20 protein-coding genes and 1 tRNA gene are annotated in these 24,364 nt (G+C 49.0%); 12 read left to right on the forward strand and 9 right to left on the reverse strand.

From position 1 onward, the window contains the following. Positions 1-108 precede the first annotated feature (108 nt). The 5 genes from Q1B04_RS14365 to Q1B04_RS14385 form a co-directional block, all read right to left on the reverse strand. The gene (locus Q1B04_RS14365; RefSeq protein WP_299759940.1) at positions 109-2,160 is read right to left on the reverse strand and encodes a S8/S53 family peptidase; all 2,052 of its coding nucleotides are present in this window, start codon (positions 2,158-2,160) and stop codon (positions 109-111) included. Continuing rightward, positions 2,103-2,495, reverse strand: a complete 393-nt coding sequence (locus tag Q1B04_RS14370; protein ID WP_299759942.1) for a S8 family serine peptidase — start codon at positions 2,493-2,495, stop codon at positions 2,103-2,105. The genes Q1B04_RS14365 and Q1B04_RS14370 overlap by 58 nt, the downstream gene beginning before the upstream one ends. 89 nt (positions 2,496-2,584) lie before the next feature. Further along, positions 2,585-2,842: a hypothetical protein gene (locus Q1B04_RS14375; protein WP_299759944.1), complete on the reverse strand. Its 258-nt coding sequence runs from the start codon at positions 2,840-2,842 to the stop codon at positions 2,585-2,587. A 467-nt stretch (positions 2,843-3,309) separates the two neighbouring features. Then, positions 3,310-6,240, reverse strand: a complete 2,931-nt coding sequence (locus tag Q1B04_RS14380; RefSeq protein ID WP_299759946.1) for a glycosyl hydrolase — start codon at positions 6,238-6,240, stop codon at positions 3,310-3,312. Positions 6,241-6,749: 509 nt separating this feature from the next. Then, a complete protein-coding gene (locus tag Q1B04_RS14385; RefSeq protein ID WP_299759948.1) occupies positions 6,750-8,030 on the reverse strand; it encodes a polysaccharide lyase in 1,281 nt (426 codons plus the stop codon). A gap of 748 nt (positions 8,031-8,778) precedes the next feature. On the opposite strand from Q1B04_RS14385, the gene Q1B04_RS14390 reads away from it, so the two are divergent. From Q1B04_RS14390 to Q1B04_RS14400, 3 genes are all read left to right on the forward strand, one after another. Then, complete coding sequence (locus Q1B04_RS14390; RefSeq protein WP_299759950.1) at positions 8,779-9,234, forward strand: hypothetical protein; 456 nt, start codon at positions 8,779-8,781, stop codon at positions 9,232-9,234. Between the two features lie 196 nt (positions 9,235-9,430). Continuing rightward, positions 9,431-10,234 carry a carboxypeptidase-like regulatory domain-containing protein gene (locus tag Q1B04_RS14395; RefSeq protein WP_299759952.1) on the forward strand — a complete coding sequence of 268 codons (804 nt, stop codon included), beginning with the start codon at positions 9,431-9,433 and terminating at the stop codon, positions 10,232-10,234. A 169-nt stretch (positions 10,235-10,403) separates the two neighbouring features. Next, positions 10,404-10,485: transfer RNA gene (locus tag Q1B04_RS14400), tRNA-Leu, on the forward strand. A gap of 140 nt (positions 10,486-10,625) precedes the next feature. Here Q1B04_RS14400 and Q1B04_RS14405 read toward each other — a convergent pair. After that, complete coding sequence (locus Q1B04_RS14405) at positions 10,626-12,062, reverse strand: cation:dicarboxylase symporter family transporter (protein WP_299759954.1); 1,437 nt, start codon at positions 12,060-12,062, stop codon at positions 10,626-10,628. Positions 12,063-12,364: 302 nt separating this feature from the next. Here Q1B04_RS14405 and Q1B04_RS14410 point away from each other — a divergent pair, with 302 nt between their 5' ends. The 5 genes from Q1B04_RS14410 to Q1B04_RS14430 all read left to right on the forward strand — a co-directional run bounded on the left by Q1B04_RS14410 (position 12,365) and on the right by Q1B04_RS14430 (position 16,292). Next, entirely contained in the window at positions 12,365-13,354 is a 990-nt protein-coding gene (locus Q1B04_RS14410; RefSeq protein WP_299759956.1) for an enolase C-terminal domain-like protein, read from the forward strand. A gap of 155 nt (positions 13,355-13,509) precedes the next feature. Further along, positions 13,510-13,959 (forward strand): MarR family transcriptional regulator, encoded by a 450-nt coding sequence (locus Q1B04_RS14415; protein WP_299759958.1) that lies wholly within the window; start codon positions 13,510-13,512, stop codon positions 13,957-13,959. Between the two features lie 31 nt (positions 13,960-13,990). Next, entirely contained in the window at positions 13,991-14,650 is a 660-nt protein-coding gene (locus Q1B04_RS14420) for a YceI family protein (protein WP_299759960.1), read from the forward strand. 91 nt (positions 14,651-14,741) lie between these two features. After that, entirely contained in the window at positions 14,742-15,410 is a 669-nt protein-coding gene (locus Q1B04_RS14425) for a YceI family protein (protein WP_299759962.1), read from the forward strand. Positions 15,411-15,533: 123 nt separating this feature from the next. Next, positions 15,534-16,292, forward strand: coding sequence for a DUF6503 family protein (locus tag Q1B04_RS14430; RefSeq protein ID WP_299759963.1), 759 nt, complete (start codon positions 15,534-15,536; stop codon positions 16,290-16,292). 104 nt (positions 16,293-16,396) lie between these two features. On the opposite strand, the gene Q1B04_RS14435 is transcribed toward Q1B04_RS14430, so the two are convergent. The 3 genes from Q1B04_RS14435 to Q1B04_RS14445 all read right to left on the reverse strand — a co-directional run bounded on the left by Q1B04_RS14435 (position 16,397) and on the right by Q1B04_RS14445 (position 19,826). Beyond that, positions 16,397-16,942, reverse strand: coding sequence for a hypothetical protein (locus tag Q1B04_RS14435; protein ID WP_299759965.1), 546 nt, complete (start codon positions 16,940-16,942; stop codon positions 16,397-16,399). Between the two features lie 4 nt (positions 16,943-16,946). Then, positions 16,947-17,558 carry a hypothetical protein gene (locus Q1B04_RS14440; RefSeq protein WP_299759967.1) on the reverse strand — a complete coding sequence of 204 codons (612 nt, stop codon included), beginning with the start codon at positions 17,556-17,558 and terminating at the stop codon, positions 16,947-16,949. A 102-nt stretch (positions 17,559-17,660) separates the two neighbouring features. After that, positions 17,661-19,826 (reverse strand): S9 family peptidase, encoded by a 2,166-nt coding sequence (locus tag Q1B04_RS14445; RefSeq protein WP_299759969.1) that lies wholly within the window; start codon positions 19,824-19,826, stop codon positions 17,661-17,663. Positions 19,827-20,056: 230 nt separating this feature from the next. On the opposite strand from Q1B04_RS14445, the gene Q1B04_RS14450 reads away from it, so the two are divergent. The 4 genes from Q1B04_RS14450 to Q1B04_RS14465 all read left to right on the forward strand — a co-directional run bounded on the left by Q1B04_RS14450 (position 20,057) and on the right by Q1B04_RS14465 (position 24,293). Continuing rightward, positions 20,057-20,344, forward strand: coding sequence for an ATP-dependent Clp protease adaptor ClpS (locus tag Q1B04_RS14450; protein ID WP_299759971.1), 288 nt, complete (start codon positions 20,057-20,059; stop codon positions 20,342-20,344). A gap of 19 nt (positions 20,345-20,363) precedes the next feature. Continuing rightward, positions 20,364-20,972, forward strand: a complete 609-nt coding sequence (recR, locus tag Q1B04_RS14455) for a recombination mediator RecR (RefSeq protein ID WP_299760099.1) — start codon at positions 20,364-20,366, stop codon at positions 20,970-20,972. A 338-nt stretch (positions 20,973-21,310) separates the two neighbouring features. Next, positions 21,311-23,281 carry a gliding motility-associated C-terminal domain-containing protein gene (locus Q1B04_RS14460; RefSeq protein WP_299759973.1) on the forward strand — a complete coding sequence of 657 codons (1,971 nt, stop codon included), beginning with the start codon at positions 21,311-21,313 and terminating at the stop codon, positions 23,279-23,281. Positions 23,282-23,291: 10 nt separating this feature from the next. Beyond that, positions 23,292-24,293 (forward strand): type IX secretion system membrane protein PorP/SprF, encoded by a 1,002-nt coding sequence (locus tag Q1B04_RS14465; protein WP_299759975.1) that lies wholly within the window; start codon positions 23,292-23,294, stop codon positions 24,291-24,293. Positions 24,294-24,364 lie beyond the last annotated feature (71 nt).

Below are 24,364 nucleotides of genomic sequence, written 5' to 3' on the forward strand. Positions count from 1 at the left end.
TGAGGTATAGCATGGGGAAAGCATGTGCAGGAAATCTTGCAAAGTATAAAAGCAAATCGGCCGCTCTCGTAAGGGAGCGGCCGATTTGCTTTTATACTTATTGGTTGTTTAACGCACCAGCACCATTCTGTTAGAAGATACTTTGTCCCCGGCATTGATGCGGTACACATAAGTGCCTGCCGGCAGGTTGCTGCCATCAAACTTCAGGCTGTGTTTGCCAGCTTGTTTGTTCTCAGCCACGAGCGTCTGTACTTTGTTGCCCAGCACATCAAACACCTTTACCGATACAAAACCGTCCTGCGCCAAGCCGTAGCTGATAGTAGCCACGCCGTTGAACGGGTTAGGGTAAGCGAAACTCTGCTCCCACATGGCTGGGGCTGCCTGCAACTCAGAGCTGGAAGAAGCGGCCAGTAGCTGCGTGGTTGCCTCCCAGTTGGTGTGCGTGCGGGTAACAATTACGGCAAACTCGCCACGCGTTACGTTCTGCAACGGCTTAAAGTTGGCGTGCAGCTTTGGCATCAGGTCAAACGGACCCTGGGTTACGGAGTAGAAGGCATTGATCAGCCCCATGTCCAGCGCCACGCTCACGTAGCCTTCCAGACCAGCCGGAATGTCTTTGGCATCCTCCACAGCTATTGTCTTTCCATCTACAATTACTGTTACCGCTTTGCCGTTGCGCTCCAGGGCAAACTCCTGTAGGCCCAGGCTTTGTACCAGCGAGTAAGCCAAATGTACCCGTTTAACAGCGCTTTTTGGGTTAAACTTGCCAGAGCCATCTGTCAGCATCACCCCGTTGTAAGCGTGCATACGGTCGCGAAGAGCGGCTCCTTTTGCTGTTGCCGACTCAGCTAATAATAAGTCGATTCCGCTAACATCTCTGAACGATACTGCACCGTTTGTCGGGAAGTGCTGGCGCACGGCCTGGCCCATCATCAGGTAATCTGCCAATTGGATGCGCTTCAGCGGTTCGTCTGGCTTATAGCTGCTGCCAAGTCCGTCAGCCAATCGGGCGCTCACAGCCATCTTGATAGAAGCCTCGGCCGGGTGGCCTGCAATATCGTTCAGGCCGGTAGTGCGTGTTAGTTGCATGCTGGTGATGGTTCCGGAAATAGCCTCTGGCAATGCAATGCCTTGTAGCCCTTCAATTTTCAAAGTCCAAGTGCCCGGGGTTGGTGCTGCTACAGCCATCCCTCTGTCTAAAGACTGCGCGAACAAAACAGGTATGCCAGAGCGATACTCCTTACCCTCCGGTGAGAACAGAATCAGGTTAACCGGGTTGCCTGTCAAGCCGAATAATCCACCAGAAGTGATTTTAGCCTCGAAGTCTGTGGTACCTTCTGCCACATTAAACTGCATCTGGTTGTTAGCTGCCAGCAGTGGGTTGTAGTCGATGGTGAAGTCTTGTACTTCCTTAGCAGTGTTGATGCTGCTGTTAAACTTTCTGTTCAGGTTAAGCGCTGTACCAAACGGTACGCTTCTGAAGATGTAGTCTACCGCAGCATAGGCATTCACATAACCAGCACCAACCTCCCACGACTCGCGGTTTGGCATGTTGGTAGCTGTCTTCTGGATGATATCCTTTACCTGGGCTGGAGAAAGCGATGGGTTTGCCTCCAGCATCAGGGCCACAATACCAGCTGCAAGCGGAGTAGCCATAGACGTGCCGCTCATGTGCGCATAAAACGGTACATGGGCAGGCTCCAGGTTCTCCACGTCCTGCTGCGCGCTCAAAGATGTTACCGGGGCCACTACTCTGGTAGAAATGATGTCTACGCCTGGTGCCACAATAGTTGGTCTGTTTTCGTAAGACCAGGTTTCGCCGTCTATTACAAACGTGCCGCCTTCGCCTTTCACGCCTCTGGAAGAGAACTTTGCCAGTCGGCCATACTTGTCGCCGGCTCCTACAGAAATTGCCCAAGGGGCAATAGCGTAAGGGTTGTGCGTGTCAGAGCCTGGGCCATCGTTACCGGCTGCGAACAGCGATACAATCCCACGGCCATAGGCTTTTTTGGAGGCAATGTTAACTGGGTTTTCAGGCTCAAAGTCACCGGAAGTACCCCAGGAGTTGCTGATAACTCTGATGCCATACTCATACTGGTGCGTTAGCGCATAGTCATACCCGCCAAGGGCATCAAGTATAAACATCGCGCCAAGAGCCATAACCAACCGATCAGGTCGGCACCCGGAGCAGATCCTTCGTACAAGCCGCTTGATCTGGAGCCGTTGCCGCCTACGCTACCGGCGCAATGTGTGCCGTGGCCAGAGTTAGTATCGGTGTTGGGCACGTTCTCGAGCCATGTTACCGGCAGCATGGCATCCAGCCCGTTTAGATTAGTGGTGCCCATCACGTTCTGCACCAGGTGCGTGCCCAGCTTTATGTCGTCATGGGTGCCGTCAACTCCACTGTCGTTGATCATCACACCTACGCCTCTGCCAGATACTGGCATGCCGTTGTTGCGGGCGGTGATCACTTTATCGCCGCGCAGCCGTTGCACACCGGTAAGGCTGGTGCCGTTGTAGTTGAAGTAGGTTAACTTCTTGTTCAGGTAAACAGACTTTACAGCGGGGTTATTGCTCAGGCCCTCTATTTGAGCGGCTGTTGCCAGTACACCTGCAATCGGGAGAGATTTAAACGTAACTCCTTTGGTGATGCCCAGGGAGTTAAGAGTGAAAGGTTCGCTGGAGTAGGGGCTCCATCGCCGTAAAAGGTTACAACCACGCCCAATGAGACGGAGGTGGTAGCTTGCAGGAGCTGTTTCAGCTCCTTGTCAACAGTTGTTTGTGCCAGGGCAGTGCCCGCAAACATAACAAGAGCCACAACTAAGGTTACAAGTTGTTTCATGGTGAGATGTGTAAAAAGTGTTACATATATCAATTGTATTAAAGGGGTAATAAGTTGCGTGGGTTAACACGGGAAAAGTTGCCCTATGCTAAGGATCGAATGATCATATAGTAGTTAAGTAGTTGTGGAGGCGGTAACAAATGCATTAACTATTAAACTAACATACTGGTTTTATATGTTTAAACAGATTGTTCTGTTAATATTTAGTATGTTATAACGCTAATTTAAAATAAAGCGGAGGTCTTGCTGCTTTTTAAATAAAATTGTATTATAAAAACATATATTGATAGGATTTAAAAATTTAAAAATATAACTATAATATTTTATTATCTGATTAAAATATAATTTATCGTATTGTGCATCTATGAAAATATTTTTTTAGTTCATCAGTTTTTTTGCTGTGCAACACATAAAAAAAGCAGCGACCTGAGTGGCCGCTGCTTTTATATATCTGAAGCAAGTTTAGCTTAGCTTCTCGTTCTGCGCTCTGGGGCTTTTATAGTCAATTCTTGCGTCTCAGTAGTGCCTCCGGCTGTTGTTACTTCAACGGTATACTTGCCTGGCTGCAGGTACATTACTCCGTCCTGGGCTGTTTTTACCTTTGCGGCTTCCTCGCCTTCCTTTTTCTTACTGTTTAGCTCAGCCTCGTAAGCATTAGCCTTAGCAGCGTCTACTGACAGGTCATAGCTGACATAATTTAGACCGCGCTCGCTCTGATCCTGCAGTTCTTTTAGCACCTCGCCTTTTTCTGTTTTAATTCGGATGGTGCTGTTGCCTGCCGCGGAAGAATAGAACGGAATCGTGAGTTCAGGTTTGGTTACTTCTCCCCAGGTATACCGTTTTTCGCCCCAGCTGCTGCTGTGGGTTAACTGATTTACGGCGAACAGGTGTAGCGGCTGGTTCATCAACTCCGGCGTCAGGCTCTGGAGGTGCGCTACATTGGTTACAAAAATGGAGCGGCCGTGTGTGGCTACCACCAGATCGTTCTCACGCGGATGCACCGTAAGGTCGTGCACGGCTACGGCTGGCATGCCATTGCTCATGGCCATAAAGGTTTTGCCTCTGTCCAGAGAGAAGTATAAACCGTGGTCGGTGCCCACATAAAGCAGGTTTGGGTTCTTCGGGTCTTCTTTTACCACGTTAATGGCCTCAGCCGGCAGGTTATCACCAATGCGAGTCCACTTTTTGCCGTTGTCTTCGCTCACGTACAGGTATGGGGTAAAGTCATCATAGCGGTAACCGTTCAGCGAAGTATAAACCCTGTCCTGCTTGTGCGCCGAAGCTACTACCGTAGATACCCAAAGGTGCTGCGGCAGCTTATCAGAAATGCGCGTCCAAGTATAACCACCGTCCTTCGAAGTCTGAATAACGCCATCATCAGAGCCACTATACAGCAGCCCGAAACGCAGCGGCGACTCATCTATACTTGTCAGGGTACCATAGCCTACGTCTCCTTTGCGGCCGCCGTTGGTCAGGTCGCCGGAGAGCGTTTCCATATCCTCACCACGCTTCATAGAGCGGTGGAACTTGTTGGAGCCAAAGTATAGAATGTCTTGGTTATGGCGGCTCAGGTGGATTGGGGATTCCCAGTTAAACCGTAGCGGTGTTTCGCCTAGCTTATGCGTTGGCTTAATAAAAGTGCGCTCACCAGTCTGCTTGTTCAGGCGAGTATAGTTTCCGTACTGCGAGCCGTAGTATACCGTGTTGTTATCGCGCCAGTCTACCTGCACCATCATGCCGTCGCCGCCGCCAATGCGCTCGTACGGGTATTTGCCACGGCTCGTCCAGTCGAGGCTATACTTATAGTTGCTCGGCCCAACCCAGGTGCCATTATCCTGAAGTCCGCCGTACACGTTATAAGGCTTGGCCATGTCAACGGCAATAGAGTAGAACTGCGCCACGGGAGGGTTGTTGGCGTAAAACCAGGTTTTGCCGTCGTCATAAGTAATATTGATACCACCATCATTACCGTTGATCAGATAGCCGAGTTTATCCGGGCTCACCCACAGCGCCTGGTGATCAGAGTGCACGTTATCTCCCTCGATGTTGCGGAACGTTTTGCCGCCATTATCCGAGGTAAGCAGGGGCACGCCCAGTATGTAGATCTTATCAGGATTTAGAGGAGACACACGAATCACACCAAAGTAGTAGCCGTAGCTGGAATACATGTCGTTGATGTAGCTGTCGTGGGTTTTCTTCCAGGTTTTGCCTCCATCGTCAGTGCGGTATACTTCAGCGCCTTTTACCTCAGTAGCATAGCGTTCTGCCGTTGGGTCTGTCAGGTAATTATACAAGGCAGCTGGCTTAAGCTCACCGCTCTTTACTTTTGCTTTTATACTTTTGGCTGTATACTCTTTCGGAAAACGGTTCTGGTCCAGGAAGTCGTTCAGGCTCTTGTCGTCAAGCTTCAGGAACTCCTCGGCCGTCATGCCTGTAAACAGATCGTTGTCCAGCATCTCAGGCTTGTCCTCCTGCTGCTCTACCGGACGGCGGTCATAGTTATCCACCAAGGCATACATAATGTTCGGGTTGCCAGGGAATAAGCTTAGGCCAATGCGGCCTACGTTCTCATTGTCTGGAAAGCCGCTGCTGGCAGTGCTTATGTCGGTCCAGGTATTGCCGCCATCTGTTGATTTATGAATACCGGAAGATTTGCCGCCTTCTACAAAGTTCCAGGCGCGGCGTTCGCGGTGCCACAGAGCGGCAAACACATTGTTCGGGTTCTGCGGGTCTACCTGCAGGTCGATGGCACCTGTATTATCGTCCACGTACAGCGTCTTCTTCCAGGTTTTGCCGCCATCGGTGGTTTTGTAGATGCCCCGTTCTTTGTTTGATGAGTATAAATGGCCCACAGCTGCTACCCAAACGGTGTTAGGGTCAGTTGGGTGCACAATTATTTTACCAATGTGCTGCGTATCGCCCAGGCCCATATGCTGCCAGGTTTTTCCACCGTCGGTGCTTTTGTAAACACCAACGCCGGAGTAGGAAGAGCGGCTAGAGTTGCTCTCGCCAGTCCCAATCCAGATCGTCTCCTTGTTGTTCCAGTCAATGGCAATGTCGCCAATGGTCATCACGGCCTGCTCATCAAAAAGCGGCTCAAACGACTGCCCGTTATTGGTAGTCTTCCAGAGACCGCCAGAGGCGTAAGCTGCGTAAAAAACAGTTGGGTCTTTGGGTGATACCTCCAGGTCAGAAATGCGGCCGCTCATGACGGTTGGGCCGATGTTCCGGAGCTCCAGGTTGCCTGCCAATGATTGCTGCTCCAGTTGCTGGCGTATCTGGAGAGCCTGAAGCCGCTGCTCGGCGGGTGTGGCGGTAGGCTGGCTGACTTTCTTCTGGGCCACTGCGCAGCCGGAAAGGACCATCAGCAGCGCAGCCGAAAGTATACGTTTTTGCATATGAACTTTTTGGGTTAGTTGATCTAAAGTGATGTATGGGATAAGAGAATTTACTGTAATCAATAGCTGTATTATATTTTCTATAGTCTGCCACTTTGAGTTTAATCTATTGCACTTATAAGAAGCAACAGGTTTTAACTTTGGTTTACAATATATGAGGAAAGAATAAGTATGGCAGCAAAGGCATTTACCCGAAGTTATATGCGAGATAACTGTCCAATTAAAGTGCCTCTACTGCCATAATATGAAGGTAGTGAAAAACCCCATGAAGCCCACAAGCAGGGAGAGTTTTCTTTGCCGGGCTTGTGCCAAGCAAGTGTAGCTTGAGCATGTAAAGAAGGACGGCAGGTTATATTAAAATACCTGGTTCTGTGAAGTTGCGCCCTCTGCTTTTCTTTAAATGGGAGCTTCCAATACAGAAAGACTATATTGTTTTACACTATAACCCACAAAAAAAGCAGCTAAAATTTAGCTGCTTTTTTTGTGGGTTATAGTGTAAGTTAAGCTTACTATCTTACTTTAACAGTGAACTTTACTGTTACAGGTGTGCCAGCTGTTCCTGTTCCTTTTGCTCCTGAGTATGGAGTTGCAGTTAAAGTATAGTTGCCTTCTGGCATTGTCAGGTTTCCGTAGTAGTAGTTGCCTTTGCCGTTATCACCAAACATAGCATGAGGTGCCGCATTGTCAGTGTATGTGCGGTTCATAGCACCACTAAGCTCAAACTTTACGCTTCCTACGCCTGATTTTAAATCTGCACGGAAGTTAAGCTTTTTAGTGCCAAGTGCACTAAAGCTCAATGTATTGTTGTCACTGTTTAACTTCATCACATCTTTTTCAGTGCCTGCGTCAACTAAAGTGATGCTTGCAATATCTGAAGAAGATGCTGGCTGCTCTGTCGGCTCAGAAGGAGCTGGCGCTGGAGTAGGCTCCGGTGTAGGAGTAGGAGTTGGCGTAGGATCAGGAGCTGGTGCAGGAGCAGATGGTGTAGAAGTAGAACCTGTCATGCTAGCCAGTGTAGCGTTCTCGTTGCCAACACGGATGTTGTCGTAATAAAGTACGCGCTTACTTGTTTCGGTGCTGCCGCTGTTCCATGATGCCTTGTAAACACCGATCTTCCAGTTAGGCATCTTGTCGTTGTACATGTTGCCGCCCTTCCGCTCAAGAATCTTGTTGCCGTTGCGCCACACCTCGATCAGGCCGTCGCTGCCGTTCGAGTGGATGAAGTGGAACACGTACTCCTGCCAGCTGTCCTTGGTCACTGCGCCCAGGTCGATCTCCTTCAAGGAATTCGGGTCGTTGCCTGTTCTCAGGATGAGCCTGTCCTTGCGCACCCGAAGGGAGGTGGCCTGGGTGCTGCCCGATGTCTGCCACCACTGGCTGATCACCTCGCTGCCCGAGTCGTAGGCGTAGTCCTTGGCCGGGAAGTAGGCCGCGAAGCTGTACCACCTGTTCTTGTTGGTGGCCGGGTCGGCCACGATCACCTCGGCGCGGGTGCCGTTGGCTACCTGCCCGTCTGAACTGCGCAGCTCAAAGCGGCCCGACTTGGCCCCGGCGAAAACCGGGTTGGTGGCCATCTGGAACGAGTAAGAGGTGCCGAACTGCGTGTGGCGGCCGGAGAAGGCGCTGCTGCCCTCAAATGTTTCCTGGAAAATGTAATTAGAAGCTGCTGCCTCGCTCACTGTTTCCGCCGTTGTTACCGGAGAAACTTCATCTAACTCTTTCTTGTCGCATGAGGTTGTTAATAGCCCTAGTAATACAGGGGCCATCAGGTAATGTGCTCTAAGCTTCATAAATACTTTGGCTAAATTGAAAATTGATTGTAATAAGGTTAAGTAGAGGGTTTTACCAAATTGTTTTATTAAGATTGAAAATGCCTTTGTCTTGTAAAGTTATATTTTGCCTTCCTGACCATCGTTGTTCAGAAGCAACGGGTCAAAAGTATTTAGACTTTTTTTTTATCATCATACGTTTACAAAGTTCTTTAAAAAATTATACAACTTATTGTAAATGTTTACGTTAAGTGTGGAAAATTTCCCCAATTATATTTTTACAAGTCAATAAAATAAGGATATAGTTAAATATATATAAACTATATTCTGCTCTGCTATAAGTGCTTAATCTGGTTGCCAAACGCATCTTAGCTTCTTATTTTGAGAGAGTTGTTTAGGACTAGGTTTTCAGCTGCTAAACACTAGGGCTAAGGGTGTCTATTAATTTATGAGGAGAAGTGCAAATGAGGATGTATAAGCTAAATTAAGGTTTTCTGCCTAGCACCTTACGCTCTTAATTTAAGAGTATCGTGCTATCTGATAAAAGAGCCTTGATAAGTACAATATTTTATGGAAAAGAGAAGTTGTGTATGCTCGGTTTGCGATATTGTAAGTAACTAAGTATAAAAACTGCACCCACAGTTGCTGTTCTTCTGAATATTAAAAGCAGCCCGTGTTAAAGCCATCATTAAAAAATATTAAGCCTTTGCAACCCTTCGGCACAATTAGGTACTCTATCAGGTAAACTAAGAGATTAAGACCTGAGGCTATGGCAAACTACCTGTTCCTTTTTCTGATGATGCTTTTGTTCTGGCAGTGCCAGGAAGAAATTGTGCTGGATCGACAGTCGGAAGATGCGTTATTTGGAAAGGCATTTGTGCTGGAAGAGGGCAAGCAGCTTTCGGTTTCAGGAGATGGCAATACGCCACTGCTGATAGAAGCGGAAGAGGTAAACGACTCGCGCTGCCCGGAAGATGTGGTGTGCGTTTGGCTTGGCAATGCCACCGTCTCCCTAAAAGTTTCTACTGCCGAAGCTAAAAGCCAAAGTATAGATTTCTGCATCGGCGACTGCCGCCCTGAGCCAGTTCGGAGGAAACATGCGGTTAATGCGAAAGTTGGCGGGCAGGAGTATGAAATTATACTTCTGGAGGTGCTGCCCTATCCCAACACCAAAAATAAAGCAACTTATAGCCAGGTAAAGCTGCTGGTAAACAAAGTAGAATAAGTAGCTCCCGCACTTCATTACCTTTATAGTAAGAAGCTTTTGTGCTGTGGCACCTATTCATCACCCTTCAAGGGGTGATTAGTCCACCTCAGTTTACTTGTATTCTGCGGTAAAATCCTTTGTCCAAAAACCACTTACTTAAATGGAAAAGCAAAGTATACTGTTCTCTTGCCTGTCGAGGTGTGTTTTCTTGCTGATGTTAATATCGATAGCACATGTCGCACAAGCTCAAAGTGTAAAACTGCAGGGGCAGGTGGTGTCAGAGGAGACCGGAAAGGCGTTGGCTTACGTTAACATTGGCATCCGTAGCAAGAATATGGGTACAGCCTCAGATGAGAAGGGGAATTTTATACTTCATGTTCCGGAGCAACATGTGCAGGATACCCTTTCCTTTTCTGCAATTGGCTATGAGGTGCTGTCGGTGCCAATACTAACACTATGGGAAAGGCAACCGCTAGAACTAAGGCTGCGGGAGAAAGTAACCACGCTGCAGGAGGTGGTGGTGCAAAGCCGAAAACGCAAAGTTAAAAAGCTGGGCGTAACCGGGCGGCTGCCTGTGGTGTGGGGAAGCCCGGAGCAGAAAGAAGGTAAAGACATTTATGAATTCGCCAATTTTATAGATGTAAAAGGAAGGCAGACAGAGTTAATTTCCGCGCACTTTTACGTGAGCAGTTCCGTGCTCGACTCCGCATTGTTCCGCATAAACCTTTACCGGAACAGCGAAGGACTGCCCGGCGAGCGACTAGTCGAGCAAAGTATACTTCAGCGTTTACCGGCCCAGGAAGGTTGGGTAAGTATAGATTTGCTGCCCTATGATATCTACACAGACGAAGACTTTTATTTAGGAATAGAGTACTTGCCAGGCACGGGTGCAGATAAGCTTTCTCTTTTGTTAGGCGGAAAGCTAGGCGGTACCAGCTACTCCCGAAAATCAAGCTTAGGCAATTGGGAGAGGTTTGTCGGGGCAAGCCTTAGCGGCTACGTAACGGTGCGGCAGTGATAAAGAAGTATGGCTTTGCTGAGCTGATGAAATATTAAATGTTTAAAGTATAAGAGGTGCAGCCTGGGTATATAGCAACGGAAAAATATCCTGCAAAAGAAGTATTGCATATATACTTTCACCTGTTATATTTGCAGAACCAATCCCTGACAAGTTTGGTGATCATAATGCGCAAGTGGCGAAATTGGTAGACGCGCTGTCTTCAGGCGGCAGTTCCGCAAGGTGTGAAGGTTCGAGTCCTTTCTTGCGCACATTAAAACAAAAAGGCTGATCCTAAAAGATCAGCCTTTTTGTTTTGCCCCCATTTTATACTTCAGAATGTGATAGAATAAGTATAAAAGCCTCTCCTGGTTGTATATCAGGAGAGGCTTTTATACTTGTGAGGTAAGTTTTAAACCAGCTGCGGCTGTTTTTCTTCTTCCTGCAGGTCTACTGTAAGGTCAGGGTTTGTGGTTTCAACCAATCCAGTTTCTGGTTGCGGGTTAAACTCACCCTCCCAGCGGGCCACCACAGCTGTGGCAAGGCAGTTGCCGGTTACGTTTACAGAGGTACGGGCCATGTCCATCAGTTCGTCAATGCCAAGTATGGCGAACACTGGCCAGACAGGTAAGTTAAACGATGCCACCGTGCCTAGCAATATCACTAAAGAGGCGCGCGGTACACCGGCTACGCCTTTTGAAGTAAGCATAAGCGTAAACACCATCACCAGCTGCTGCTCCCAGCTCAGGGGCACGCCAGCGGCCTGCGCCACAAAAACAGAGGCCAAGGCAAGGTACAGCGTAGTGCCATCAAGGTTAAAGCTATAACCTGTAGGCATTACAAAAGCCACAATACGGCGCGGCACCCCCAGTTTCTCCATCTCCTCCATGGCACGCGGCAAAGCAGCTTCCGAGCTAGTGGTGGCAAACGCAATGGAAACCGGCCCTGAAATAGCCTTTAAAAACCGTTTAATCGGAACGCGGGCAATAAGCGCCACAGGCAGCAGCACCAGCAGCGCGAAAACAAGCAGCGCCACATACAAGGTTGCCAGCAGCTGGAACAGGTTCAGCAGGATGCCAAAGCCCATATGCCCGACCGTGTAGGCAATGGCAGCGCCCACGCCCACCGGCGCGAAATACATGATCACGTTTGTGAACTTGAACATAGTTTCAGAAAGGCTCTCGCAGAAATCGAGCATTGGCTTGCGCTTTTTCTCTGTTACCATGGCCAGGCCAATGGCAAACAGCACGCTGAATACCACAATCTGCAGCACCTGCCCTTCTGCAATAGATTTGGCAATGTTTTCCGGGAAAACGTGCAGGATGATCTCAGAAGTAGATTGTGCAGGCACAGCGGTAATTTCCTCGTGGCTCTGCGCCAAACCAGCGTCAATTCCTTCGCCAGCTTTGGTCAGGTTAATGGCCGCTAAACCAATAAACAAGGCCAGCGTAGTAACCACCTCAAAGTATACAATAGCCTTCCAGCCCATGCTGCCAACCTGCTTCAGATTGGCGTGCCCGGCAATGCCCACTACAAGCGTGGCAAATATAAGCGGGGCGATAATTGTCTTGATGAGCTTTAAGAATACTTTGCTCAGCACGTTCAGGTTAACAGCGAACTCCGGGAAATCATAGCCTATCTCGGCGCCGACTACCATGCTGATCAGAATCCAGGTGGTGAGGGAGCGTTTCTGCAGGCCGTAGAGCAGCAGCACCAGAATGCCCGCCCAGCGCACCATCATCAGCGCCTCCGGGGGTAATGAAATAAAACTATACTGCTGCAGTACAGTAAGAATAGCCGCTATTGTGATACACAACAGTGTAGCTAGGGGTAAAAAAGACTTTTTCATAAAGAAGGTTGAAAAGAAGTATGGCCGGAGCCTGAACCAATAAAAAAGCCTTTGTAGCGGATGCTGCTGTTTAGCCTCATTTTCAAGGATTTGCCGACAGGGCACACCTACATTAGCTTAGCAAATATAGAGGTTAGAAACACAGCTGCAAATAGGGGAGAGGCTGCCGCAAAACAATTTTTTTCAGGGCTATTTAAATGGAGGCAATGTTTATACTTTAGGGGCTATTACTGAGGCTAAAAGTGGCTTAATCGGGATAAAAAGTGCAATTTGTGCGAATTATCCCCTAAACTGAAATCTCTATGTTAAAATGGCATATAGAGGTCCTGCACCTCAAGTTAAAGCACACGGTAACTTCAGCCCATGGCACCCAAACCACCAAGATAAATTTTTTGGTGCAGGTGTCGGACGGAGAGTTTAGCGGCTTTGGAGAAGCGGCACCGGACGCACGCTATGGCGAAACACCAGAGTTGCTGCTGCAGCAGTACAAGGTGCTGCTAATGGGTGGGCTGCCGCAGGTGGGCAGTATGGAAGAGCTGCTGCAGCTGCTGGAGCAGCACCCCCCCGCCAACGCGCTTCGATTTGCTGTGGAGGCCGCTTACCTGCACTACTTCTGCCAGCACAAGGGTTTGCCGGTGCACCAACTCTTAGGCCAGCCTGTGCCGCAGCCACAGGTAACCTGCTTTACGCTGCCGGCTATTGCGCAGGGCCAGGTGCAAGCGTATATCCGCAAGTATAACATAGAGCGTTTCCGCTACCTGAAGCTGAAGGTGAACCCGGAGCATGGCACGGAACTGGTGCAGGAGGTGATTCGCGCCACAGACCAGCCGCTGGTGCTGGATGGCCACGAGAGTTGGCAGAATCCGGAAGAGCTGCTTCAGTTTTTAAATTCTCTGGAAAGAGGCCGGGTACTTTTTATGGAGCAGCCTATGCCAGCCGCTAAGGCTGCAGCTTACGCGCAGATTAAAAACATTAGCCCAGTTCCGCTTGTTGCCGATGAGTCTGTTACGGATATGGCTGATTTTCAATTGCTGCGGACTCAGTTTCATGGCGTCAGTATAACCCCGATGCGGGCAGGAGGCTATCTTAATACGGTGCGGCTGCTGCAGGAGGCTAAAAAGTATGGCCTGATGACAGTGCTGGGCTGTGGGGTGGAAACAACGCTGGGCGCCTGGAGCGCGATGCAGTTGAGCAGCGCCTTTAACTTTATTAGTCTGGACGGCTTTTTGATGCTTGAGGAGGAGCCTTTCGGGCTGGTGCTGGAGGAGGAAGGTGTTTTGTACCTCAAATAAGCGCTTAGTTAGCAAACCGATCTAAAGTTAACTCTGCGATTCTTTTTGAATTTCAATAGATTAAAGAAACTTTTTCAAATAATTAATGTTGATATGTTTGTACATTAAATGTATGTACATATATTTGCAACGTTATCCCGAAGTATAAGCTGTACATGAAGATAGAAGATGAAATAAAGCAAAGTGCTTTTAAGAATGAGTATCAGAAAGCCTATATAAATCTGCTATTTACCTCAGGTTATCTGCAGCAGGCGCAGGCTGCCTTGTTCAAGCCTTTCAGTGTAACGCTGCCGCAGTATAACATTCTGCGCATTTTGCGGGGGCAGCACCCTAAGCCGGCCACAATAAGCCTGCTGATTGACCGCATGCTGGATAAGACGTCCAACGCTTCGCGCATAGTGGATAAGCTGGAGGCCAAAGAACTGGTAACGCGCAAGCAGTGCCCAGCCGACCGCCGCACCGTGGATGTGCTGATCACGGATAAGGGCCTGGAGCTTTTGAAGCAAATGGACGGAATGGAAGGGGGCAAAGGCATCGGCATCACTAACCTTACCGAGGATGAAGCCACACAGCTGAATACACTGCTGGATAAAATCAGAGATTAAACATAAAAACTATATATCAAATATACAACCGATGAAAAAGTACGTAATTCTTGCCTCTCTTGCTGGCTCTCTGCTGTTTACAGCGCATGCCGGTAACACAAACAAAGTAGCTGCAACGGCTGCTGCCACAGAGGTAGCCGCTCCTGCCAAGGCTCGTGCTTACAAAGTAGATGTTGCCAAAAGCGATCTGAAATGGCACGCTAAAAAAGTAACTGGCGAGCACATGGGCAATATTGCTTTGCAAAGCGGTGAAATGCAGGTAAACGGCAATAAAGTTGTAGGTGGCACTTTCGTGATCGATATGAATGCCATCACCTGCACCGACATTAAGGATGCGGAATACAATGGCAAACTGATCGGCCATCTTAAGTCAGATGATTTCTTCAGCGTGGAGAAAAACCCGACCGCCACTTTCAAAATTAACAGCGTAAAGCCTATTGCAAATGCTGCGGCTGGTAAGCCAAACGCAACCGTAACCGGCGACCTGACCATCAAAGGCATCACAAACCAGGTTTCCTTTCCGGCTACTTTGGCTGTGAAAAACGGTGTAGCCTCCGCCAAGGCTGATGTAACCATAGACCGTTCTAAGTTTGATGTACGCTACGGCTCTAAAAGCTTTTTCGATAACCTGGGCGACAAGGCCATTTATGATGACTTTGTAGTATCCCTGGACGTTACCGCGAAGCAGTAATCACGCCTGATTTTATAAACCGCTCCTGCCGTCCGGACGGAGCGGTTTATTCATTTATAATTTATTCGTTCATACATAATCCCAAAGAAACATGAAAAGAACAGCCATTTATGCCTCGTTTGCCGCCGCTTTATTTTTCTCTGCCTGCAGCAGCGAGACTGACACAACAGCCGAAAACACCACAGCCGTAACCACAGAGGCCACAGCCGCTACCGGCGACGGAGAAGTATACCAGATTGCCCAGGACCAGAGCAGCGTAAACTGGCACGGCACCAAAGTTGCCGGTGAGCACAGAGGTGAGATTGAGGTGCAGAGCGGCGAGCTGACCGTTAACGGCGACCAACTGACTGGCGGTACTATCCTGATCGACATGAACACGATTACGAACACAGACATTGAGGCTGAAGAGGACAACGCCAAACTGGTAGGCCACCTGAAGTCTGACGACTTCTTCGGGGTAGAGAAATACCCGACTGCCAAATTTGAAATTACAGGAGTGTCGCCGATTGCTGACGCAGCAGCAGGTGAGCCTAACTATAACGTGCAGGGCAACCTGACGATCAAAGAGAAAACAGAGCAGGTAAGCTTTCCGGCCATCGTTACAGCAGGCAATGGCAGCGTAAAAGCCAAAGCTGACGTAACTGTAGACCGCTCTAAGTTTGACGTGCGATACGGTTCTGAAACCCTTCTGGGAGATTTGGGTGATAAAGCCATCTCAGATGAGTTCACGATCACGTTCGACGTAACTGCTGCGAAATAACATACTGTAATAAGTATAACGGGGAACCGCTTTGGCTAAAGAGCCGGGGCGGTTTTTCTTTTATACTTGCCCGCCGTTTTTCTACCTTTGGATATCCATACTTGAAGTATAACTACCCGCCCGATGAAAATTTATACCTATACCTGGCTGATGCTGGGGCTGATGATTTTATTACTTGCTTGCTCCGACACAGACAAACCCGATAATGCCCAGGCTGTAGTAGATGCTGCCCTTGCGGCGCACGGCACCAGTAACCTGGACCAGAGCGTGGTTGCTTTCCGGCTGCGCGACAAGCAGTACCGTGCCCTGCGCGATAACGGGGCCTTTGTGTACAGCCGCACCTTTACCGATACTACGGGGCAGCGCATACACGATGTGCTAAGCAGCAGCGGCTTTAAACGCACTGTGGGTGATGTGGAGGTGCAGTTGCCGGAAGAGGAGCAGCAGGCTTACAGCAACTCTGTTAATGCGGTAGTTTATTTTGCGCTGCTGCCATACTTCCTGAACGACGCTGCCGTGCAGAAAACATACTTGGGAGAAGTCTCTGTTAAAGGGGAGCCTTACGATAAGGTAAAAGTCACTTTTGCGCAGCAGGGCGGCGGTGAGGGCTACGAGGATCAATACATTTACTGGTTCCACAAAAAACGCCACACAATGGATTTCCTGGCTTACAACTTTAAGGAGAACGGCGGAGGCTCACGCTTTCGGGAGGCTACAAATGCCCGCGAGGTGGGCGGCGTGCGCATACAGGACTACAACAACTACAAAATAGCAGACACAAATTTCCCCATCGAGAATTACGACAGAGCCTTTGAAGCGGGCAAGTTAGAAACAGTGTCGGAGGTGAACCTGGAAGAAGTGCAGGTGAGGGGGCTGGAGTAAATAATAACTGGAGTAGTTGCTAAGGTTGGTTTGCTAATTAATTAACAGCTGAACGCGAGCAAACACAACAATAGTTACTGCATTTTAAACCACAAACAGATAAGCTACTCTATCTCAAACTCTGCCGGCAGTGCCACGGTCAGGTGCTTGGGGCGGCTATGGATCTGTTGCAGAAAATCATCAAGCTCAGATTTATACTCCAGGTGATAATCTTCGTGCAGGTTTTTACGGATAAGCTGAATGGTGCGCAGCAAGAGGCGCGCAGTAGCGGTATAAAAGCCTTTGTAGTAGCTGTCGAACTGGCCGGTAAAGTTGTTGAAAATGAGGCGCAGCGCGTACAGGTGAAGCTCCACCTCAGACTTTGGCTCTTTTGTGATGCGTTTAAAACGGGCAATCTCCTTCATCGCTTTGCGCAGTGCCTTGGTTAAAGCTTTTGCCAGGCTGCGGCCGCTAGCGTTTATAAGCAGCTCGTTAATTTTGTCAGCGGCATCCTCATACACCTCTTCCAGGCTTACTTCCTCCTGCAGTTCATACCTGAGTATGTCGTACAGTTCGGCATCGCGGCGGGCGGCTTTCAGAATAATGGCTTCTTTTTCTTTGTCGCTCAGTTTTTTTACCGCCTGGCGAAAAGCCGGTGAGATGGCTGGCATGGCTTTATTTAGGCAAGTTTTCCAGATCCAAGAGGTCCTGCTGTCGGGCGGTTGCCTGCTTGTTTCTCTTTAAATCATCCAAGCTGATAAAGTTGGCAGTGGTGCCCCCAAAAGGCATCATGATCTTGTTCTGCCAGCTACTCTCAAAGCTGAGCCCAGTCATGCCGGTAGAAAGGTCGATGCGGTTTGGCGGATACCCCAGCTGCACCACCACATTTTCGGTAGTCAGGTCTTCCAGGTTTACGTCCTGCGGATCATAACCCAGCTGGTAAAGTATGCTTAATACTTTGAATGCATTTTCATGTGATGGGTTAATCCAGATGTCGATATCGCCGGTATAGCGTGGGTATCCGTAAAGCGCCACGGCAAAGCCACCTGCAATTATATACTCTGCTCCGGCACTATTCAATAGTTGAATAATGTTCTGAAAATCTTGCGTCAGCTTCATTTGTACTAAGAGACTGTACTGGACTCTTAGCTGCTCCACGGCCTTAAGGCGCGCATCGGCGGGCTGCGAGAGCCAGTACGATAAATCATCGTTGCTGTCCGACAAAATTTTTTTGGTTACCGCTCTGTTTGCCGGTTGGGGCAGAGCGGTGCTGTTTTTCTTGTCCAAAGTATAAACCAGTTAAAGGTGGCAGTAGAGACTACGAAAAAGCAGCATATAAGTATATCAGGCTACCGCTATAAGTGGTAACCTGATGCAAAAGTATAAAAATTACAGATTTTCGTCAAAATATTGTGTCACTTTGCGCATCAGATGCACCCGATCTTTGCCTCTAACGTTGTGCGGATGGCCTGGATAAACAAAATAATCGAGCAAAATCCCTTCGTCTACAGCTTTCTTGATAAAGGAGAGGCTGTGCTGCCACACCACCACATCATCCTCCGTGCCATGAATCATTAGCAGTTTGCCTTCCAGGTTTTTTACGTGGTTGAGTAGGTTTGCCTGTTCGTACCCCTCTGGGTTCTGCTCGGGAGTATCCATGTAGCGCTCTGTGTACATTACCTCGTAATATTTCCAGTCGATAACCGGACCACCGGCTACGCCAACCTTAAATACGCCAGGGTAGCGCGTCAGCAGTGAGGTAGTCATATACCCGCCAAAGCTCCAGCCGTGTACCCCTAGCCGCTCTGCATCCACGTAAGGCAATGACTTCAGGTACTCTATGCCCTGTAGTTGGTCAGCCATTTCCATAGTGCCCAGCTGCCGGAACGTTGACTGCTCAAAAGCCAGCCCTCTGTCACCGGATCCCCGTGAGTCGAGCGTGAAAACGATGTAGCCTCTCTGCGCCATCAGGTGCATCCAGAGGTTAGCTCCTGCAAGCCAACTATTAGTTACCAGTTGCACATGCGGGCCTCCGTACACATACACTACCACCGGGTACTTCTTATTTTTGTCAAGGTTGGGTGGCGTAATCATGCGGGCGTATAAGTCTGTTCCGTCTTCGGCCTTTAGCGGGAAAATAGTGGTTTCGCCAAGTTCATAAGCTGTAAGCGGGTTTTGGGCTGTCAGTAGCGTCTGCAGTACTTTGCCTTCGGTGTTCAGCAGCCATACTTTGCGTGGCGTGGCCTGGCTGCTGTAGTTGTCTAGAATATACTTTGCGTCGGGGCTTAGCTGCGCGTGGTGCGTGCCGCTGCCCTGCGAAATGCGGCGGGTGTTGCCGTTACGCAGGCTCACTGCATAAATATGGCGCTCCAGAGGGCTTTCGGCAGTAGACATATAGTATAGCTCATCGCCTTTTTTGCTGAAGCCAAGCACTTCGGTTATCATCCAGTCGCCGCTGGTTAACTGCCTTATTTGCTTACCGTTGGTGTTGTACAAGTATAAATGGTCGTAACCACTGCGCTCGCTCACCCAAACAAACTGGTCTGGCTGGCTGGGTACAAAGTATAAACCATGCTCCGGCTCCACATACTTCTCCTGCTTCTCTTCAAACAGCGTTGCCTCAAACGCTCCTGTCTGAGCGTTATAGCGGTTCAGTTTCAGGTGATTCTGATCCCGGTTGAGCATAGCAATGTAAATGTGCTTTTCGTCGGGGCTCCAGGTAATGTTGGTCAGGTATTGCTCTGCCGGCTCACCGGTATTCAGGTAGATGGTTTTGTCCTTTTCAGTATCGTATACGCCAACCGTAACACGGTGACTTTTGCCGCCGGCCATCGGGTACTTAATGTTTTTCTGCTTTGCCGGAAGCGGAGCGATATCCACCAGCGGATAATCAGTTACCATACTTTGGTCCATGCGGTAAAAGGCCAGCTTGGTACCTGTCGGCGACCAGAAAGTGCCTTTGGTGTTGCCGAACTCGGAGCGGTGCGCCGCCTGCCCGTATACAATGCCTTCGTCCGCTTCCTCTGTAATGGCTTTGTCTTCGTCTCCCGGAGTTGATAAGTATAAATTATTGCCTTTGGTATACGCCAGGCGCTGCATGGTAGGGTCCAGCTCAGTGTAATCAGCCTCCCCCGAAAAAGTCATGGTTACTCTAGCTTTGCCCGATTTCAGGTCGTAAGCGACAATTTTATTCTGCACTTGCATTACAAAGTTGCTGCCGTCGCGCCAGTATAATGCGGGAAAGCTGCTTAACTTCTCTGCGCCTGCAGCCTCCACTGCCGCACTCAGCTTTTGCAGTGCCAGGATGCTGCGCTTTTTAGAAGAAGTGGCGCTGCCGCGTACCAACTGCTGGTCGCCATTGTTCTGGCTGATGTAAGTAAAGTCGTTGGTGCCGGCCACCCATCCTAACTGCCGAAGGTTCTGTGGCTGCAGGGCGGTGTTGAGGATAGCATCCTCCATTGTCAGGGCCTTGTTCTGGGCGTGCAACGGCAGGGTGGCTACTGCAAGCAACAGGAGCAGGGCCAGTCGCTTACGCAAGTATGAAATTTTCATCATTCTGAAGTATGAGGCTGAGTTAAAATCCAGTACGCAAGAAACAGTAAATATCGTTGTGTCGCAAAAATGAGCTGCACCTGGCAAGGCAAGTATAACCCTGCAGGGGAATCATACTAGCTTCCGGTTTGTTCCAATCAATACGCCTTTCTTACTTTAAACTACCCCTGAAGCAGGTGGTTTACTTAGTGGAGAGGCTTCTTTTAATGCTTATATTTTTGTAATTTTGCGGTATGAATTGGGATACAGATATTTTTCATAAAGAGGCAGTTGACGTCGAATTACTCGAGGAAACCACAGACCTGCGCAACCTAGTGGTGTACAACGATGATGTAAACACCTTTGACCATGTGATTGACACGCTAATTAAAGTTTGCGGCCACACAGCTGAGCAGGCAGAGCAGTGTACCATGCTGATCCATTATAAAGGGAAGTGTACTGTAAAAGTAGGGTCTTTTGAGGAGCTGGCGGGCATGTGCACCGCGCTGCACGACAAAGATCTTTCAGCTGACATACAATAGAGGAGGCGCTTTAGGTTTGATGAATTTCCCTTCTAAATTAATTGAGAACGCCGTAGAGGAGCTGGCAAAGCTGCCTGGCGTAGGCAGAAAAACTGCGCTCCGGTTGGCTCTCCATCTGCTTAAGCAGGAATCTGAAGATACGTTATCGCTGGCGGAGGCGCTGGTAAAGATGCGTACCGAGGTAAAACACTGCAAAGAATGCCATAACATATCCGATACCGAAGTATGCTCTATTTGCTCCAATCCGCTGCGCGATAGAAGTATGCTGTGCGTGGTTAGCGATATCCGTGATGTCATTGCGATTGAGAACACTTCGCAGTACAAAGGGCTTTACCATGTGCTGGGAGGCGTTATTTCTCCCATCGAAGGCATTGGCCCGTCCGACCTATACATAGATTCGCTGCTGGAGCGCCTGCCGCAGTCAGAGGTGAAGGAAATATTGCTGGCCATTAGCCCAACCATGGAAGGCGACACAACAGCCTTTTATCTCACCCGTAAACTCCGGGACTTTGACTTGCGCATCAGCACGATTGCCCGAGGGGTGCCAGTAGGGGGCGAACTGGAGTATACCGATGAAGTTACGCTTGGCAGAAGTATTGTGGAGCGAACACTTTACGGCAAAGTATAAGTCTATTTTCAAAATACAAGAAAGGCTGCAGATGACATCTGTAGCCTTTTTTTATGTCCATACCAAAAAGAAATAACATAGGATAATGCCATATCTTAAATATTCTTTTGAATCATTCTAATATTTATTATTCTATAACAGTGAACTTAATGCAACAAATGTAAGTTAGATCAGTAATTTTATGACATAATAAATATTTAAAGGACTTAATTCACCTTGCGCCTATGGAAGGAAAATCTTTACCTGCCAAGGAATCTAATTGCAGGAACTGGCTCTGTTTATCTGCTTTTCTGATTACCCTTCAATTTTTTATCGCATTCTCTGGTTATAGCAAGGCTTTGGAAGAGACGCCCTATGCACTTCAGGTTACTTCTTGTTCATCTGCCGTAAAACCTAAGATCAGCTTAAACGGCCCCTCCACAATCTGCACCGGAGGCAGTGTGCTGCTGACGGCAAGTGCGGGCAAGAGCTATAAATGGAATACTGGTGCCACCTCCAGATCCATAACGGTTACCCAGCCTGGCGAATACACTGTGGAAGTAGTGGACGAGAACGGCTGCGTAGGCAAGTCGGATGTGGTGTTGGTGCAAGTAGCAGGAAAACTGAAGGCTCCCAGGATTGAGTACACAGAACCGCTGATTGTATGCGAAAAAGGCAGCCTGAAAATGACGGTGCCGGAGCAGGAGGGCGCTACCTATGTCTGGAAGAAAGACGGCGTGCCGGTGTACGATAAGTCAAATGAATACACGGCATCTGAGGCAGGGGCATATACAGTGGAGTTGTCTAACTTCTGTGGTTACGTTAGGAGCTCTAATAAGGTAGAGTTTGTTATTCAGGAGCCTGTTACTGCTTTTAAAGTAGAAGCAGCCGGAGACTTGGCGTTTTGTAAAGGCGGTAGTGTAAAGCTATCGCTGCCAATGTATAAAAACATGACCTATGCCTGGTTTAAGGATGGCAAACCTATAAGTGGCACCAGCCATGAACTGATAGCGGATGAAGCTGGCATGTATACAGCTGAAATAACAAATATGTGCGGAACCTTCCGGAGCAGCACGGGCCAACAGGTGGAGCTGCTGGAGTTACCTAAACCTCCCACGGCTGAAAATGTGGTGGGCTGCACCAAGAAAACGCTAACGCTTCAGGCTACTGGCGGCAAAAGTGGCATGTACAGGTGGTATACGGCAGAAAAAGGAGGTGCGCCCATAGCAGGTGCAGATGGCCCGTCTTTTACCACACCCGTACTTTCGAGCTCAACTACTTACTATGTTGCCGTTACCAACGGACAGTGCGAGAGCGAACGTGTTGCCGTTAAGGCGATCATCAACACGAAGCCTGAAATGCCTGCCATCGAGGCAAAAGGCGCCCTTGAGTTTTGCGAGGGAGGTGCTGTAGAACTCCAATCGGCTGTTTATAAAGATCTTGACTATATCTGGCTGCGTGACGGGAAGGAGTACGCCAGCGGCTCCAACACTTTACACGCCACCGAAAGCGGAGTATACACGCTCAAGCTCCAAAACGAGTGTGGGGCTACCCTTTCCTCTAATAGTATAAAAGTGAAAGTATGGCCTGCGCCTGATGCTCCTGTAACACATGATGGCATCTCCTGCGGACCCGGAAAAGTGATGTTAGCTGCTATAGGCGGTGCCGCAGGTGAGTACCGATGGTACCAGGATGCCACTTCTGAGGCCGTTATACCGGGAGCTACGGCAGCTGCTTTTGAGACGCCAGTGCTGCAGAGTTCCCGCACATATTATGTGTCGGTGGTGCGAAATGGCTGCGAAACAGAGCGGGTGCCGGTGCAAGCCTACGTCTATCCTGTGCCAGTAGCCGTGGCCAGTGTGCAGGATTTGGAAATTGATTCGGGGCAGAGTACACAGCTGTTCGGAAGCGGCGGCGGGAGCTATTCCTGGAGCCCGGCGCATGGACTGGACGACCCTACCAGCGCCACGCCTGTAGCTACGCCAGACCAGACCACCCGCTACACCCTGACAGTGCAGAACGAGCAAGGTTGCGAAGATACGGTAAGTGTGGTGGTAGAGGTGCGGCAACTGCTCGTGATACCCAATGCCTTCTCTCCGAACGGCGATGGTGTTAATGACACTTGGGAAATCAAAAACATCGAATATTACCCGCAAGCAAGAGTGGAAATTTACAACCGTTGGGGCAATCTCATTTTTGATAGAACCAGCTACCGGAGTGAGTGGGACGGAACCTACAGAGGAGCTGCTTTGCCTGTAAGCACTTATTTCTATGTGATTACCGTGCCGGGCAAGGCAAAGTTTACCGGTTATCTAAACATCGTGAATTAAGAGCCAGCCTATGATACGATTCATACCATTCTTGTTTATTTGCCTATTACCGCTTGTAACCCTTGCGCAGCAAAAGCCGCAGTATAGCCAGTATACAATCAATAACTATCTGCTTAACCCTGCTATTGCGGGCATAGAGGAGTATGCCGATGTGAAAATTGGCAGCAGGTCGCAAATGTCCGGGATTGATGGCGAACCGACTACTTTATACTTAAGCGCCCATGCGCCACTAGACTTTGCATCAAAACGAAGAAAGAAAAGCCATGCCCGGAGCACCCCTTCCTTTGGCGGTAACAACAGTGGCGGCCGCATAAGCGAACGGTTCAGGCCGCACCATGGTGTTGGGGTGTTGGCTGTGCATGACAGGTTGGGCGCGTTTTACAGAACAGAAGCAAGCGTGGCCTACGCGTATCACCTGAGCCTTTCACGGGATGTGAGGCTATCCGGAGGGGTAAGTGCCGGCCTGATACAGCAGCAGCTCCGCTCCAACGAGTTGACATTTGCTAACCCCGGTGACGGAGCGCACTCTGACTGGAACATGGTGAAACCCAATCTGGCGGCAGGTTTATGGCTCTACGGCAACAACTTCTACGTGGGCACTTCCGCAACGCAGCTATTGGGCAACACTATTAACTTCGATAACTCTTTAGAAGAACGAAGTATACTTTATGAGCATTATTTCCTGACAGGAGCTTACAAATTTAACATTACAGAAGAAATTAGCCTTGTGCCTTCTGTTATGCTCATGTGGCTGCAACCTCTTCCGGGTTCTGTAGACTTTAACCTGCGCGCAGTATACGATGACAGGCTTTGGGTAGGCGGCTCGTACCGGCAAAATGGCAGTTACGCTGTTTTAGCTGGCGTTACCATCAACCATATTTTTGACCTTGGTTACGCTTATGATAGAGGTGTGCCGGCGTTTAACGGCATGGGTAACGGTAACCACGAGGTAGTGCTAGGGATGCGCATCTTTAATAAAGCTAAAGTAATGTGCCCACAGAACTTATGGTAGGGCTGCAAGTATAAATATTATACTTTTTTAGGTAAAGGTAGCTGGCTGTACCTCTGCTCATCCCTTAAGAA

The organism is uncultured Pontibacter sp. (assembly GCF_947495565.1).
GTDB lineage: Bacteria > Bacteroidota > Bacteroidia > Cytophagales > Hymenobacteraceae > Pontibacter.

What these genes read in the sequence shown, in the direction of transcription:
- Q1B04_RS14385 (WP_299759948.1), bottom strand. Translation starts at nt 8,030, where the DNA reads ATGAAGCTTAGAGCACATTACCTGATGGCCCCTGTATTACTAGGGCTA.
- Q1B04_RS14465 (WP_299759975.1), top strand. Translation starts at nt 23,292, where the DNA reads ATGATACGATTCATACCATTCTTGTTTATTTGCCTATTACCGCTTGTA.
- Q1B04_RS14415 (WP_299759958.1), top strand. Translation starts at nt 13,510, where the DNA reads ATGAAGATAGAAGATGAAATAAAGCAAAGTGCTTTTAAGAATGAGTAT.
- Q1B04_RS14425 (WP_299759962.1), top strand. Translation starts at nt 14,742, where the DNA reads ATGAAAAGAACAGCCATTTATGCCTCGTTTGCCGCCGCTTTATTTTTC.
- Q1B04_RS14390 (WP_299759950.1), top strand. Translation starts at nt 8,779, where the DNA reads ATGGCAAACTACCTGTTCCTTTTTCTGATGATGCTTTTGTTCTGGCAG.
- Q1B04_RS14435 (WP_299759965.1), bottom strand. Translation starts at nt 16,942, where the DNA reads ATGCCAGCCATCTCACCGGCTTTTCGCCAGGCGGTAAAAAAACTGAGC.
- Q1B04_RS14395 (WP_299759952.1), top strand. Translation starts at nt 9,431, where the DNA reads ATGTTAATATCGATAGCACATGTCGCACAAGCTCAAAGTGTAAAACTG.
- recR (WP_299760099.1), top strand. Translation starts at nt 20,364, where the DNA reads ATGAATTTCCCTTCTAAATTAATTGAGAACGCCGTAGAGGAGCTGGCA.
- Q1B04_RS14365 (WP_299759940.1), bottom strand. Translation starts at nt 2,160, where the DNA reads ATGGCTCTTGGCGCGATGTTTATACTTGATGCCCTTGGCGGGTATGAC.
- Q1B04_RS14410 (WP_299759956.1), top strand. Translation starts at nt 12,365, where the DNA reads ATGTTAAAATGGCATATAGAGGTCCTGCACCTCAAGTTAAAGCACACG.
- Q1B04_RS14430 (WP_299759963.1), top strand. Translation starts at nt 15,534, where the DNA reads ATGAAAATTTATACCTATACCTGGCTGATGCTGGGGCTGATGATTTTA.
- Q1B04_RS14445 (WP_299759969.1), bottom strand. Translation starts at nt 19,826, where the DNA reads ATGATGAAAATTTCATACTTGCGTAAGCGACTGGCCCTGCTCCTGTTG.
- Q1B04_RS14380 (WP_299759946.1), bottom strand. Translation starts at nt 6,240, where the DNA reads ATGCAAAAACGTATACTTTCGGCTGCGCTGCTGATGGTCCTTTCCGGC.
- Q1B04_RS14450 (WP_299759971.1), top strand. Translation starts at nt 20,057, where the DNA reads ATGAATTGGGATACAGATATTTTTCATAAAGAGGCAGTTGACGTCGAA.
- Q1B04_RS14420 (WP_299759960.1), top strand. Translation starts at nt 13,991, where the DNA reads ATGAAAAAGTACGTAATTCTTGCCTCTCTTGCTGGCTCTCTGCTGTTT.
- Q1B04_RS14375 (WP_299759944.1), bottom strand. Translation starts at nt 2,842, where the DNA reads ATGAAACAACTTGTAACCTTAGTTGTGGCTCTTGTTATGTTTGCGGGC.
- Q1B04_RS14405 (WP_299759954.1), bottom strand. Translation starts at nt 12,062, where the DNA reads ATGAAAAAGTCTTTTTTACCCCTAGCTACACTGTTGTGTATCACAATA.